The sequence below is a fragment of the Haladaptatus ordinarius genome (genome assembly GCF_054177595.1).
On record NZ_JBPEHH010000025.1, the window covers coordinates 1 to 14,338 of the forward strand.

General features: G+C 59.8%; 15 protein-coding genes. 8 read left to right on the forward strand and 7 right to left on the reverse strand.

Going from position 1 to position 14,338, the window contains the following annotated elements:
- Positions 1-111: 111 nt before the first annotated feature.
- Positions 112-753 carry a DUF7827 domain-containing protein gene (locus ACR3FF_RS10970; protein WP_458188052.1) on the reverse strand — a complete coding sequence of 214 codons (642 nt, stop codon included), beginning with the start codon at positions 751-753 and terminating at the stop codon, positions 112-114.
- 236 nt (positions 754-989) lie between these two features.
- Positions 990-1,490: a J domain-containing protein gene (locus tag ACR3FF_RS10975; protein ID WP_458188053.1), complete on the reverse strand. Its 501-nt coding sequence runs from the start codon at positions 1,488-1,490 to the stop codon at positions 990-992.
- Positions 1,491-1,567: 77 nt separating this feature from the next.
- Between ACR3FF_RS10975 and ACR3FF_RS10980 the strand changes: the two genes are divergently transcribed.
- Positions 1,568-1,795: a hypothetical protein gene (locus ACR3FF_RS10980; RefSeq protein ID WP_458188054.1), complete on the forward strand. Its 228-nt coding sequence runs from the start codon at positions 1,568-1,570 to the stop codon at positions 1,793-1,795.
- Between the two features lie 43 nt (positions 1,796-1,838).
- Here ACR3FF_RS10980 and pyrF read toward each other — a convergent pair whose 3' ends face one another.
- A complete protein-coding gene (gene pyrF / locus ACR3FF_RS10985) occupies positions 1,839-2,636 on the reverse strand; it encodes an orotidine-5'-phosphate decarboxylase (protein ID WP_458188055.1) in 798 nt (265 codons plus the stop codon).
- 72 nt (positions 2,637-2,708) lie between these two features.
- On the opposite strand from pyrF, the gene ACR3FF_RS10990 reads away from it, so the two are divergent.
- Positions 2,709-3,365: an HAD family hydrolase gene (locus ACR3FF_RS10990; protein WP_458188056.1), complete on the forward strand. Its 657-nt coding sequence runs from the start codon at positions 2,709-2,711 to the stop codon at positions 3,363-3,365.
- Here ACR3FF_RS10990 and ACR3FF_RS10995 read toward each other — a convergent pair.
- Together ACR3FF_RS10995 and ACR3FF_RS11000 are read right to left on the reverse strand one after the other, a co-directional pair.
- Positions 3,362-3,733 (reverse strand): DUF7993 family protein, encoded by a 372-nt coding sequence (locus tag ACR3FF_RS10995; protein ID WP_458188057.1) that lies wholly within the window; start codon positions 3,731-3,733, stop codon positions 3,362-3,364. The genes ACR3FF_RS10990 and ACR3FF_RS10995 overlap by 4 nt on opposite strands.
- Before the next feature lie 24 nt (positions 3,734-3,757).
- Entirely contained in the window at positions 3,758-4,204 is a 447-nt protein-coding gene (locus ACR3FF_RS11000; protein ID WP_458188058.1) for a DUF2240 family protein, read from the reverse strand.
- Between the two features lie 91 nt (positions 4,205-4,295).
- Here ACR3FF_RS11000 and ACR3FF_RS11005 point away from each other — a divergent pair, with 91 nt between their 5' ends.
- Positions 4,296-4,673: a 30S ribosomal protein S8e gene (locus tag ACR3FF_RS11005; protein ID WP_458188059.1), complete on the forward strand. Its 378-nt coding sequence runs from the start codon at positions 4,296-4,298 to the stop codon at positions 4,671-4,673.
- 75 nt (positions 4,674-4,748) lie between these two features.
- On the opposite strand, the gene ACR3FF_RS11010 is transcribed toward ACR3FF_RS11005, so the two are convergent.
- On the reverse strand, positions 4,749-5,744 hold the full coding sequence (locus ACR3FF_RS11010) for a PhoU domain-containing protein (protein WP_458188060.1): 996 nt from the start codon (positions 5,742-5,744) through the stop codon (positions 4,749-4,751).
- A 319-nt stretch (positions 5,745-6,063) separates the two neighbouring features.
- On the opposite strand from ACR3FF_RS11010, the gene ACR3FF_RS11015 reads away from it, so the two are divergent.
- The 5 genes from ACR3FF_RS11015 to phoU all read left to right on the forward strand — a co-directional run bounded on the left by ACR3FF_RS11015 (position 6,064) and on the right by phoU (position 11,399).
- The gene (locus ACR3FF_RS11015) at positions 6,064-7,068 is read left to right on the forward strand and encodes a PstS family phosphate ABC transporter substrate-binding protein (protein ID WP_458188061.1); all 1,005 of its coding nucleotides are present in this window, start codon (positions 6,064-6,066) and stop codon (positions 7,066-7,068) included.
- Between the two features lie 55 nt (positions 7,069-7,123).
- Entirely contained in the window at positions 7,124-8,080 is a 957-nt protein-coding gene (pstC, locus tag ACR3FF_RS11020; protein WP_458188062.1) for a phosphate ABC transporter permease subunit PstC, read from the forward strand.
- Position 8,081: 1 nt separating this feature from the next.
- Positions 8,082-9,764, forward strand: a complete 1,683-nt coding sequence (gene pstA, locus ACR3FF_RS11025) for a phosphate ABC transporter permease PstA (RefSeq protein ID WP_458188063.1) — start codon at positions 8,082-8,084, stop codon at positions 9,762-9,764.
- An 84-nt stretch (positions 9,765-9,848) separates the two neighbouring features.
- On the forward strand, positions 9,849-10,649 hold the full coding sequence (gene pstB / locus ACR3FF_RS11030; RefSeq protein WP_458188118.1) for a phosphate ABC transporter ATP-binding protein PstB: 801 nt from the start codon (positions 9,849-9,851) through the stop codon (positions 10,647-10,649).
- A gap of 66 nt (positions 10,650-10,715) precedes the next feature.
- Positions 10,716-11,399, forward strand: coding sequence for a phosphate signaling complex protein PhoU (phoU, locus tag ACR3FF_RS11035; RefSeq protein ID WP_458188064.1), 684 nt, complete (start codon positions 10,716-10,718; stop codon positions 11,397-11,399).
- A gap of 573 nt (positions 11,400-11,972) precedes the next feature.
- Here phoU and ACR3FF_RS11040 read toward each other — a convergent pair.
- On the reverse strand, positions 11,973-14,195 hold the full coding sequence (locus ACR3FF_RS11040; RefSeq protein WP_458188065.1) for a CDC48 family AAA ATPase: 2,223 nt from the start codon (positions 14,193-14,195) through the stop codon (positions 11,973-11,975).
- Positions 14,196-14,338 lie beyond the last annotated feature (143 nt).

The window sequence follows — 14,338 nt, forward strand, 5'->3', positions numbered from 1 at the left end:
TGGTAGGTTCACCAGGTGCGTATCCGGACAGCGGATGAATCAGGTTCCTGATTCACCCGCTTCACTCAGGACTACGTATCAGCTGCTGGACTCCTGAGCCAGAGTGGACAACTAGCGAAAGTGGACGGAGACGTTCTCAGTGCCGCCCGAGAGGTTCGCTTGCTTTACGAAGCCACCGAGACCGGAAACGTCGAGTGCGAGTACGAACTGGTCGTCTTCCGCAATCGCCCCGTCCTCCGTCTCCGAGGCAGTCTTCAGCAGGTCGGCCGACGATTCGAACGCAGAAACGTCCGTGCTGTCCGGCAGAACGAGCGTCTTCGCGTCACCTGTCTCGCGTTCTTTCACCGTGAACGACCCGACGTCCTGCCTGATGCCATCGACCGTGACGTTCATATCGTACACGCCGCGCTGGAGCGGTCCGGTTTCAGCGAGGATTTTGGCGTCGGGTTTCCCTCGCATACCGCCTTCGACCCGCGTGACGGCACTCTCGTTGTCGTTGGCTCGATAGGTGTTGATAGCGAGCGTCGTTTTCCCTTTGGAGACGTTCACCTGCACCCAAAAGCCGTCCGCCGGTGACCCGACGTTCACCGTCGCCGCTTTGGATGCGTGGACGGTGACTTCGATAACGTCGCCGCGTTCGTCACTCACGGTCGTGTCTACGAAACTGGCTTGCTTCGCGTCCACGACACCGGACGTGGCGGACGACCCGACGAGGACGACCAGCCACGCCGAGGAAGTCGTGTCAGATTTCATCGATAGACACCTCTTCGATAAAATCGAAGACGATTTTTCTCAGACTCGCTTTTCCGACGTACGTGGGCGTCGATAGCCGATGGAGGTAGTGTCGTAATGTTTGGATACTAGATATGTTATGAACCGACTGTAATAAATCCGCCCGTTAAATACCGCGTGTGATAATCAGGTTTCGTGACGTCGGCGGTCGTCGGAATGGTGGTCTACAACCTGCGGAAGAAGAGACAGTAGTGGAATCAGCGGTCGTCCTGCAGTCGTTCGTAGGCGCGGTTGACCCGCTTGAACGATTCTTCGTTCCCGTTTTCTCGGTCGGGATGGACGCTCTTTACCTTCTTTCGGTACGCTTGCCGAACCGCGTCGTCGTCCGCATCCGGTGTGAGACCGAGGATTCTGTACGCCTCGACTTTGCTCGGGCCGGACGACCCGGCGACGGTCGCCCGCGTGCGTGCGCGGTCGTACGTTCGTCGGCGCGACCGACCGCCCTGTCGTGTCCGCTGGCGTGTGCGAGCGCGCGTCGCGCCCGACTCGAATCCGCGCCCGGCGTTTCGGTACGCGTCGCGTTCGACTTTCTTGGCGAGGCGGCCGGTGGCGTGGTACCAGAGAATGGCCGTCGTGATACCGAACGGTATCGCGAAGACGAGGAGAAACAGGTTGTACACGATGCCGAGGGTCCCCAGCGAAACCGTGATTCCGGCGAAGACGGCTGCGACACCGAGCAAGAGACGCGACCTGTGCACGGGTGCGCTACGTGGGGACGGGTGTTAAGCCTCTCGCCGCCCCCAGACTGATACCGCCTGGTCCCCAACGAGTAACTATGAGCGTCAGTGGCCTGTGTCAAATCTGCGAGGCGGCCGAAGCGACACACGACTGCAATCGCTGTGGCGCGCTCGTCTGTACCGAACACTGGAACCGGGAGAACGACCTCTGTGTCGAGTGTACGGCGGAAATCGGGGGAGGCGGCGGTCAGAAACGGAGTCCGAAGGGTCCGGGCAGCGAAGACATCACCCCACCCGACACCGACGACCGCACACACCAGCTCTGACGACACCGACCCGGCCGAGAGAGACGGAGACGAGCGACGTGACTCACCGATACCGGTTCAACTGTCTCTTGAGTCGCTTCGCCGCCTGCCCCGCCACCTTGTCGAAGTTCTTGCCCGCGTCTTCGCCCGCGAAAATGATACCCCGCGAGGAGTTGACCAACCCTGCCCCGTCCGCGAGAGCGTAGGTCGCCGCCGCCTCGGCGTCACCGCCCTGCGCACCGACGCCGGGGACGAGAAACGGGAGGTTCGGCACACGCTCGCGAATTTCCTCCAGTTCGTCCGGCGTCGTCGCCCCGACCACGAGCCCGACGTTTTCGTTCCCGTTCCAGAGGTCGGCGAGTGACGCCACCCACTCGTAAAGCGTCTCGCCGGACGCCAGTTCGAGGTCTTGAATGTCCGTTCCACCGGGGTTCGAGGTTCGACAAAGGACGAACACGCCCTTGTCTTCCCGCGAGAGAAACGGGTCGAGCGAGTCACGGCCCATGTAGGGATTGACGGTTATGGCGTCTGCCGTATCGAGCAGTTCAGAGTACTGTCGGGCGGTGTTACCGATGTCGGCCCGTTTCGCATCGAGTAACACCGGTACGTCTTTCCCGTGCGCGTACGCGATGGTTTCTTCGAGTGCGGCCCACCCGTCCGAGTCCTCGTAGAAGGCGACGTTCGGTTTGAAGGCCGCCGCGTGTTCGTGTGTCGCATCGATGATTCGGCGGTTGAACGCCCAGCGCGGTAGGTCGTACTCGTGGAGATGGTCCGGGATTCGGTCGATATCTGCGTCGAGCCCGACGGAGACGATGCTGTCGGTTGCCGCGATGCGGTCTGCGAGCCGGTCGAAGAAGTTCATAGTCCGAGATGTTCGTGGTGGGTCATGGTTGTATCGAACTGATAAAGAGTGTTCGCCCCCAAGGGAGTATCAATGCCCGTGACCGCTGTGGGTTTCGACCTCGACGCTACGCTCGCCGTGACCGACCGCCCACGGGACGCATTGCTCGCGGACGCCGTGAACGCGGTAGACGCACCCTCGCTCACCCGCGACGACTACCTCGACGCCCACAGTCGCCACCTCGCCAGCGAGACGCGACGCCCCATCTTCGACGACCTGCTTCCGGAGAAGAGCGACACCGCTCCCGACGAACTCACGGACGCCTACAGAACGGTGATTCTGGACGCACTCTCGCCGCTCGGTGGCGTCCCTGACATGCTCGATACGCTCCGCGATGCGTATCGCGTCGGCTTGCTCACGAACGGGCCGGTGGTCGCCCAGCGCGGGAAACTCGCCCAGCTCGGGTGGGAGACACACTTCGACACGACCATCGTCACTGGGGAACTCGACGCCGGAAAACCCGACGAACACGCGTTCGAAGTGCTCTGTGCCGAACTCGACGCACCACGGTGCGAGACGGTGTACGTCGGTGACGACCCGAAGATGGACGTTCGGGGCGCGAAAGACGCCGGGATGACCGCCGTGCAGGTGCTGTTTCCCGACGGACCGGAACCGGAACCGAGGGCAGACGCCTACGTTCACCGGGACGAACTCGTCGAGAAACTACCGGCGTTGCTCTCCGCGCTCTAACGAACCGCCGCAATCAGGGTGTCGACGGCGCGTTTGACCTCCGCACCGCTCTCGACGAAGACGAGGACGCGAGGGGGTTCGACCGCCTTCGGACGCACGCGCAAGCCGGCTTCGCGTGCCGTCTGTTCCGCCGATTCGATTCCATCGACGAGTTCGATACGGACGCGGTCGGGGTGGACGAACACGCTCGCGACGACCGTGTCGTCCTGCTGGATTTCGTAGGCCAACGCGCCGTCGTCGATCGGTTCTACGTCCCGGTCTGCGTTCACGATGGCGAGCGAATCGAGCGGTGGGTCCTCGCGGCCATCGACTTCCGACGAGAGAATTTGTGCGATTCGAACACCGTCGGTGATTCTATCCTCGACCATACGTCGCGTTGACGGAGCGAGACTTTACGCTTTGAGGTCCGTGAGCGCCTCCTCGGCCTCCGCGCTCACGTCGATTCCCTTGCGACGAGCGTAGACGATTGCCGCCGCTTCGACGGTGACGGCGGCGTTCTGCTGGAGTTCGTTGATTTCGGCGACGGCGGTCTGTTTCGTCGTTCCGCTGGAGACGACCTTGTCGAGCACCTTCTCGAACGTCGATTGTTCCTGCAAGAGCCGTTCGTCCGGAACGAACTCCTCGGGGATCTCGACGGTCGTCGGGTCGAACTGCACGACGAGTTCGTCGCCCTCGTGTTCGAGTAGTCCTTGACTGCTCGCGACGTCCACGAGTCGTTTCGCCTGGTCGGGCGAAAACCAGTCCCGGTCGAGCGACAACGCGACGACGAACTCGCTCTCTCGCATTCGTTCACGGCCGTTCTGCTGGAACGGTGCGGCGACGGTGGTCCGCAAACTCATCGTCCGGCGGAACAAAACGTGACGGCCTAAATCTGTCGATGTCGGACCGCGAATCGAGTCATTGAAGTATTTCGTGACCGATCCTCTCGATATGAAAGACCAGGGACGCTCCACGCGAAAGCGAACCGGTGGGCGACTGAAGCCCCTCCACAAGAAGAAAAAGCACGAACTCGGCCGTGAGCCGACCGAAACGCAGGTCGGCGAACCCAGGTTCCGGACCATCGACGCTCGCGGACGCAACACCAAGGTTCGCGCGCTCACGACCGACGTCGCCAACGTGACCACCGACGGCGAGACGGTCAACGCGACGATTCAGAACGTGGCAGAGAACGGCGCGAACCCGAACTACGCCCGACGGAACATCATCACGAAGGGTGCGATCATCACCACGAACGAAGGCAAAGCGCGCGTGACCTCCCGCCCCGGTCAGACCGGTCAGGTTAACGCAGTGTTGGTCGACGACGAGTAATCGAATCTCGGTCTTCTTCGATTCGCAGTTTTCGAGAGCGACGGCGTCGTTCGAATCGGAACTACAAAGGAGCGTTCAGGGTCGCGGTGCGGCCTTCTGTAGCGCCGTCTCCGCGATGTTACCGCCGTAGTCGGCACACCGCGACAGCGAGTCTACGACTAGGCCGAGCAGTTGTGCCTGCTGTGGGTCCTGTTCGCGGAGGAGTTTGTCGATGGAGCGGGTGTGTTCGTCGATGGAGAGAATCGACTGACGGGCCTCGTTCGCCAGTTCCGTCGCGTCGTCGCTCTCGTCCATGAAGAGGGCGTCCATCGCCTTGTCGATGACAGCCGTCGCGTCGTCGTGCAGTTCCTCGAGACCCTCGATGACCTCGTCGGGAACCGTCGACAACTGGAGCGTGAGCTGTCCGATTTTGGCGGCGTGGTCGGCGATGCGTTCCAGTTGGCGAGCACTGGAATGGTAGTCGAAACACAGTTCGCGCGACATCCCGAGTTCCTCGGACGCCTTGGCCGTGCGGAGCGTCGCCCGGAAGATGCGCGAGACGACGAACCAGAGGCGGTCTACGTCCTCGTCGCGTTCGATGACGTCCTGAGCGATGTCGTCGTCGTTCTCCGCGAGGGCGGTGATGGCGTCGTCCAGCATCGAGAGGGCGATGAGTCGCATGCGCGTGACGGCGTTATGAATCGACAGTTCAGAGGAGTCGAGGAGGTCCTGAATCACGACCTTGTTGCCCGTCTCCTCTAACACTTCGAGACCGACGAGACTCTGGGTCGCCTCGCTGATGGTGCGGCGTTGCTCGGTCGTGATTCGTCCCGCTTCGAGTTGGATGATGTCGAAGCCACTCACGTACATCGTAAACACCGCTCGTCGCAACTCTTCGTCCCGGAGGTTCGTGATGTCGAGCGACCCTTCGAGTCTGTCCCGGTCGTCTTTCGGAGCCAGCAACAGCGAGTCCGATTCGGGATAAAATTCGACGACGCTCCCCGCCTCGATACCGTTCTCCGTCGCCCACGACTTCGGAAGCGAAACGGTGTACGTCGAGCCACCAGTGACCTGGACTTTACGCGTCTCCATAGTTCACGTTGGGGGTAGCGACACCATAAATCCAACCATATCTATATACAAGTTCGAAATTGACGATAGGGACCTCAATAGTATAGCTCTACTTCGCCACAGTCTCCTTCGAACAAGAATTCCAACCATTAGATATGGAAATTATAAAAACGCTGCGGAGAAGATCCCCCCAAAATTCGGGTTCTATAGTGGTGAAAAGGCACGCTCCCGGAGAGAGCGATCTATCGAACGACGGTGCTACCTGTAGAACAATAGCATACAGAGAAATATATAGAAATAATAGCAACATATTATTACGCGCTGTTCTTGGCATTCAGTGATGTCAGGTAAGTCGTCAGACCCAGTTTCGCGCCGCAAGTTCATCGTCGGGGCCGGGGCGTCCGGTGCAATCGCACTCGCCGGCTGTACGAAGAATCCGGCGGCCGGTGATTCGGAAGACGACAACGGCGGACTGAGCGGTTCGATCAGCATCTCCGGCAGTTCGACGGTGTTCCCACTGGCGCAGGCAATGCGAGAAGAATTCCTGAAAGAACATTCTAACGTGAGTATCGACGTAAGTTCGACCGGAAGTGGTGGCGGTTTCGCGAACCACTTCTGTCCGGGGAAGACGGAGTTCAACAACGCTTCCCGGCCCATTAAGAAAGAGGAAGTCTCGCAGTGTAAAAAGAACGACATCAAGCCGGTCGAACTCAAAGTAGCGACGGACGCATTGACGGTCATCGTCAACCAGAAAAACGACTTCGTCGACTGCATGACCGTCGACGAGCTCAAACAGATCTGGCAGGGCGGAAACAACAAAGTGCAAAAGTGGAGCGACGTGAACTCCGACTGGCCGGACGAGAAGATCCAGCTCTACGGCCCCACCGAGGCGTCCGGTACCCTCGACTACATGCACGAGGCAGTCGTCGGCGAGGACAACGAACACCGGATGGATCACCAGGCGAGCGAGAACGACCAAAGTATCATCACCGGTGTCAAGAAAAGCAAGTACGCGCTCGGATATCTCGGGTTTTCGTACTACAGCGAAGCTAAAGATCAGGTGAAAGCACTCGGCATCGACAACGGAGATGGCTGTGTCAAACCCTCGCTCGAAACCGCGAAATCGGGTAAATACAAACCGCTCGCACGACCGCTGTTCACCTACCCGAAACAGTCGGCACTCGGTGAAGACCAGGTCGCCGCGTTCGCAAAGTTCTGGATCGAACACGCGACGAGTAAAGAGATCGTGGCAGACAGCGTCGGATACGTCCCACTCGACGACACCGAAAAGAAAGAGCAGATGAACACCCTCGAAAAAGCCATCGAGAAGGCGAACGGAAACTGAACATCCGAGTCGATAAGCGAAGCGCTTTTTCGAGCACAACCGGAGGATACGAACAATGAGTACTGATCGGATAACACAAAGCCTCACAAGACGAACAGGGAATTCGTCGCGGGAGTTGCTAGCGCGTCTCTTCTTCTTTACCTGCGCACTCCTGTCGATAATTACAACCGTCGGTATCGTTCTTTTGCTGGTTAACGAATCGATGAGATTCTTCAGCATAACTGCAGGATTATTAGGTGTTAGTGGAGAAACGACATCGATTCTCGGGTTTTTCACCGGGACGACGTGGCGACCCAGTAATGGTCAGTTCGGCGTCTTGGCACCTTTGACGGGGACTCTTATGGTGACTATCGGCTCTGCGATCATCGCACTACCGCTCGGCGTCGCAACGGCACTCTATCTGAGTGAATATGCGAGTAACCAAACACGGTCGGTTCTGAAGCCAGCACTCGAAATCCTCGCGGGAGTTCCGACCGTCGTCTACGGTTTCTTCGCACTCATCTACATCACACCGTTGCTGGAGCCGATCTTCCACGTAAAGTTCTTCAACATGATGTCTGCGAGCATCGTCGTCGGGATAATGATCATCCCCATGGTCGCCTCCATCAGCGAGGACGCGATGAGCGCAGTTCCTGACGATCTTCGGCAGGCCGGATATGGGATGGGTGCCACGAAACTCGACGTATCCATCGGGATCGTCATTCCCGCAGCTATCTCCGGTATCTTTTCTTCGTTCATCCTCGCACTGTCACGGGCCATCGGCGAGACGATGGCGGTGACCATCGCGGCAGGGAGCGTCTCGTTCTTCCGAAATCCGCTCAACCCGTTCGAGTACACCAATCCGAACATGCCCATGACAGCGGCGATCGTAAACTCGCTCACTGGTGACTTTGCCGGTGGTGGAATCGCGTATCGAAGTGCATTTGCTGTCGGACTAACCCTGTTCATCATTACGCTCGTGATGAACGTCGTCAGCGACCTCGTTGCGGAACACTACCGGGAGGAGTACTGAAATGGCAACAGAGACAGACGGATACGAGACGACAGAACGGTTCGCACAGGTCAGCCGAACTGGGGGAGCGATATTCAAGTACGCACTACTCGCGGCGACGCTCACCGGAATCGTCGCACTTGGTGTGTTGTTGGTTTACGTGACGAACGACGCCATCCAGCCGTTGACTGCCGACCCCGGTTGGTATCTCGTCTTCTTCGTCACCTTCATCGTCCCGACCGCCGCCGTCGGATGGTATCTGAATCGGGAAGATGGAGCCTCCCTCTCGACAGGGATAACCGCACTCGGGATACCACTCGTCGGGTCGGTGTTCGCGGCCGGGATATCGACCATATTCATCGACGTTGTGTATCCACTCCTATGGTTCGCATATTTCGTCGCGTTCGTCGTTCCTGCCGTCCTCGCTATCGGATTGAGCCGAAGTGATTTCGAGATACCGTTTCTGGCATGGCTGGGTCTTACGGCACTCGCATTCGCCGCGTCGTTCGTGCTCATTCCATACGGTATCCTTCGACTGCTCTACATCCCGACGAACGGCATGTCGATGGCACTCACATTCGGTTCGGTGGCGGCACTGGCCGCGAGAAGGTACGTCGATAAACGATGGGAGGGAGAGCGAACCGGTGATATCGCGGCAGGTATCGTCCTTCTCGCAACCATGCTCTCGTCACCGGTCGGTGGGTTCCTCGGGATCGGTTCCGTCCCTGCACCACTTCTCATGACCATGGCAGGCGTCCCGATCGGTCTGTACGCCGCTGAGACGGTTTCTCACCGACCCGAAAGTCGTATCGGGCTTGCCCTGCCCGCCGTCATCATCGTCGGTGCGCTCGTTGGGGCGTTGCTCGTCGATGTACTCGGGTTCGCTGGGCCACAATCGTGGCTCGATTGGGCATTCGTCACTGGGAACAGTTCGAGGAACGCCGCAGATGCAGGTCTGTATCCCGCAATCGTCGGTTCGGTGCTGTTGATGTTCGTCGTCGCCCTCGTTTCGTTTCCACTCGGCGTCGGTGCCGCGGTCTACCTCGAAGAGTACGCACCCAACAATCGACTGACGAGGATCATCAAAATCAACGTCTCGAATCTGGCAGGGGTTCCGAGCGTCGTGTATGGACTGCTTGCGGCAGGCGTCTTCGTCACGTACCTCGGCCCCGGTATTCCGGTGCTTCCACCGGCTATCGCGGAACCGCTCGGCCTGTCACCGATATACGTGGCCGGAAACTTGTTCGGTAGGGGTACGATCGTGGTAGGAGGACTGGCGCTCTCGCTACTCATCTTACCCATCATCATCATCTCGTCGCAGGAAGCGATTCGAGCGGTGCCGGACGACATGCGGCAAGCGTCGTACGGGATGGGTGCGACCCAATGGCAGACGGTGAAGAACGTCGTTCTACCCCGTGCATTCCCCGGCATCCTTACCGGAACGATTCTCGGATTGGGACGTGCAGTCGGCGAGACCGCACCGCTCATCATGATCGGCGCGGCGAACATCGCTGGCGTCCCTCGCACGTTCGATTCAGTCGTCGCTGCGATGCCGATGCAAATCTACGTCTGGGCGGGAACGTTCGCAACACCCGAGTTCTTCGATCGGGTCGTTCCGGCGGGCGTCATCGTCCTCCTCATCGCTATGTTGGCGATGAACTCCGTCGCCATCGCACTACGCAACAAGTTTCAGAGAGAGGGATAAACAATGAGTCAAGAGAACATGCCCACGAACGAGGAAGCGAGTGAGAGACAGCAGGCCGAATCGTCAGGCTCGATGGGCGACGAGATGCTCATCGAAACCGAAGTGGACTCCAGTGGAGTGCGGCGTGCGGATACGCCCCCGCTCATCGAGTCGAAAGACATCAGCGTGTGGTACGACGAGGACCAGGCGTTGCGTGGAATCGACATGGAGATTCCCGAAAAGCGTGTCACCGCGATGATCGGTCCCTCCGGCTGTGGTAAATCCACGTTCCTCCGGTGTATCAACCGGATGAACGACCTCATCGACTCGGCGCGCGTCGAAGGCGAACTCACCCTTCGGGGGAAGAACGTCTACGACGCCGACGTCGACCCCGTGGCGCTTCGGCGGCGCGTCGGGATGGTGTTCCAGAAACCCAACCCCTTCCCGAAGAGCATCTACGACAACGTCGCTTACGGGCTGAACATCCAGGACAAAGACGGCGACTACGACCAGATAGTCGAGGAGTCTCTGAAGCGCGCCGCGCTGTGGGACGAAGTGAAAGACAGACTCGACGAGTCCGGGCTCGAACTCTCGGGCGGGCAACAACAGCGCCTCTGTATCGCCCGGGCCATCGCGCCCGACCCGGAGGTTCTCCTGATGGACGAACCGGCGAGCGCGCTCGACCCCGTCGCGACCTCACAGATCGAAGACCTCATCGCCGAACTCGCCGAGGATTACACGGTCGTCATCGTCACCCACAACATGCAGCAGGCGGCCCGCATCAGCGACAAGACCGCCGTCTTCCTGACCGGCGGGGAACTCGTGGAGTTCGACGACACGCAGAAAATCTTCGAGAACCCTGAGAACGAACGCGTCGAAGATTACATCACCGGGAAGTTTGGGTAAGGCTCACGTTGGACGAACAGGGGAGTTCGGACAAGATTCATATCAAAGATACCCGAATCACAAATTATGGCACGAAAAAGTTATCAACAGCAGTTGACAGAGCTCCAAGAGAACGTCCTCTACATGAGCGAGGTGGTGATGGAGCGGCTCCGTCTCGGCCTCAACGCACTGGAGCAAAAAGACCGCGAACTCGCCCGAGAGGTCATCGAAGGCGACTACGAGGTGAACGAGCTCTATCTCGAACTCGAACAGGACTGTATCGACCTGCTCGCACTCCAGCAACCGGTCGCGAGCGACCTCCGGATGATCGCCGCGTCGTTCAAGATCATCACCGACCTCGAACGCATCGCCGACCTCGCAGTGAACCTCGGCGAGTACACCCTCTCCGCCGACCGCGACATGTTCCCCGAGGTCGACATCCAGGAACTCGGCAACGTCACTCTCGAGATGCTGGAGGCGACGATGGACGCCTACTCCGAAGACGACACGGAGGCCTGTTACGTCGTCGCCGACCGCGACGACGACTTAGACCAGCTCTGTGAGCGCGCGAGTCAACTCGTCGTCCGCGACCTCATCGAGACAGAACTGGAGGACGCCGAGAACACCGACGAGGAGATCGAACGCTTGCTCCAGGACGTGTCGCGTCTCCTGCTCACCATCCGCGACTTAGAGCGAATCGGCGACCACGCCGTCAACATCGCCGCGCGCACCTTCTACATGGTCGAAAACGACGACGAACTCATATACTAGCACCTTTTTCTGCGGTCGGGTGCCGAGACGAACGCCACGTGGCGTTCGTCTCGGCCTTCCTCCCTGAAAAATCTGCACCAAAAGCCTTCGTCACCCCACTCAGTCACGTCGGACGACTCGTGTTATTCGTCGTCCTCGTTCCTTCGAGGGTTCCTCGGCCCGGAAGATCGAAGATTTTCCGGTGAATGGGCTAGCCCCTGGCGGTTGTGTCACCGGCAGATTTCTGGCGGCTGATTGGCCTGCTGATTTTCATGATTGAGTCATCATTTGACAAACGAACCTCGAACTATTGGCACAAGAATATTCAGCGAACGACGTGAGCGATAGGTCGGTTAACTAACCACCGGAAATTTGCCGGTGACACAACCGCTAGAAATCACCGTAAATCACCGCGAACGAGGAGCGTAGCGACGAGAGAGCGGGCCGACGACTGAATGGGGCACGGATGACTCGCAGCGCGAGTCATCCGTGTGAAATGAAGGAGGAGTGCTTTTGATGAACCTTTTACAGGGAGACGGCCACTCCCTGCGCCGACGTGGCGCGGGGTGTGGCTCTCGACCGTCGTAAAAGGTTCTATTGGAAACCGATACGCCCGCCGGTCTGGCGCTGGGGTGCGGACGAACCGCCCTTGAAGTCCTGTTCCATCTGCTCGTAGTAGTCGAGCAGGTCTTCCGTGATGGTAGCACGAACGCTCTCCATCGCCTGACGGAAGTGGCGCATCTCGACTTCGTCGGCGTCGTCGTCCTCGCGAAGCGCCTCGATTGCGGCCTCCCGCGCGATGGATTCGAGGTCGCTGCCGACGTAACCGTCGGTCATCTCCGCGAGTTCGCGCAGGCTGACGTCGGGTGCCAGCGGCGTGTCGTCGGTGTGAATCTTGAGAATCTGCTCGCGGCCTTCGTCGTCGGGCTGGCCGATCATCACGAGACGGTCGAACCGCCCGGAGCGGATGAGCGCCGGGTCGATCATGTCGGGGCGGTTGGTCGCGCCGATGACCATCACGTCGCCCTTGTCTTCGAGGCCGTCGAGTTCCGTGAGCAACTGGTTCACCACGCGCTCGGAGACGTTGCTGCCGACCTCCTGACTGCGGCCGGGGGCGAGGCTGTCGAGTTCGTCGAAGAAGATGACGGTCGGGCTGACCTGCCGCGCCTTGCGGAACGTCTGTCTGATGGCCTTCTCTGACTCGCCGACCCACTTCGACAGCAGTTGCGGCCCGCGCACGCTGATGAAGTTGGCGTTCGTCTCGTTGGCGACGGCTTTCGCCATCAGCGTCTTTCCGGTGCCGGGCGGCCCGTAGAGCAGGACGCCCGACGGTGGGTCGATGCCCATCCGTTCGAACTTCTCAGGCGAAGAGAGCGGCCACTCGATGCTCTCTTTGACCTGACTCTTGGCGTCGTCGAGTCCGCCCACGTCGTCCCATGACACCTTGGGCAGTTCGACCAGCACCTCGCGCATCGCGGAGGGTTCGACCTCATTGAGTGCGCCACGGAAGTCCTCCCGTTTGACGATCATTCGGTCGATGAGCGACGGCGGAATGGACTCTTCGTCCAGGTCGATTTCCGGCAGGTAGCGCCGGAGCGCCTTCATCGCGGCCTCCTTCGTCAGGCTCTCGATGTCGGCTCCGACGAAGCCGTGGGTGTCGTTCGACAGGCCGGGGAGGTTCACGTCGTCGGAAAGCGGCATCCCGCGCGTGTGAATCTGGAGGATTTCAGTGCGGCCTTCCTCGTCCGGCACGCCGATCTCGATCTCACGGTCGAAGCGACCCGGTCGCCGAAGTGCGGGGTCGACCGAGTCGACGCGGTTGGTCGCCGCGATGACGATGACCTGGCCGCGCGCTTCGAGGCCGTCCATCATCGTCAGTAGCTGGGCGACGACGCGGCGTTCGACCTCGCCGGTCACGTCCTCGCGCTTCGGCGCGATGGAGTCGAGTTCGTCGATGAAGATGATAGAAGGAGCCTCCTCGGCGGCGTCCTCGAATATCTCCCGGAGCTGTTGTTCGGACTCGCCGTAGTACTTCGAGATAATCTCGGGGCCCGCGATGGAGAAGAAACTCGCGCTGGTTTCGTTGGCGACGGCTTTCGCCAGCAGGGTCTTCCCGGTGCCCGGCGGTCCGTGGAGGAGCACACCCTGCGGTGGCTCGATGCCGAGCTTCTGGAATATCTGCGGGTGTTTCATCGGGAGTTCGACCATCTCCCGCACGCGCTGGATTTCGTTCTGGAGGCCGCCGATGTCCTCGTAGGTGATGCCACCGCCGGTCTTCTCGAAGCCCGAAATCGGCTCCTCACGCAGTTCGACTTCGGTGTCTTCCGTGATGAGACAGACACCTTGCGGGTCGGTTTCGACGGCGATGAGCGGAATGGCCTGTCCGGGCGAGCGCATGAACGGGTGGTTCGTACTCGACATGACGGGCACGATGTCGCGCTCGACGACCGGGCGTTTCAGAATCTGGCGTTTGACCATTCCGGCGGCGTCGCTTCCGAACTGGACGCTCGCCTCTTCCGGCGGCGCGAGCACCAGTTTGTCGGCTTTCTCGGCCTCCGCCTTGCGGATTTCGACGCGTTCGCCGATACCGACGTCGGCGTTCTGGCGAGTGAAGCCGTCGATACGGACTGTGTCGGTGTTCCAGTCCTGCCGGTCGGCACGCCAGACCTTGGCTGCCGTCGTATCGCTTCCTTCGATCTCGATGATATCTCCGGGACTCAGCTTCAGATGTAAGAGGGTATCCGGGTCGAGACGGGCGATGCCGCGTCCCGAGTCGTTCGGATACGCTTTCGCCACCTCCAGTTGCACTTCGTTCATGATTATTAGTTGCGGGGGATGATTGTGGGTGATTGTTCGCGCGGCATAAGTCCTTTGTTAGCGGGACTCTCGGCACGCTCGTCGCCGATAGCTCGGACTTGCTCGCGTGCGATTGGTAGCCACTACGGGATGGCAGTACAAAG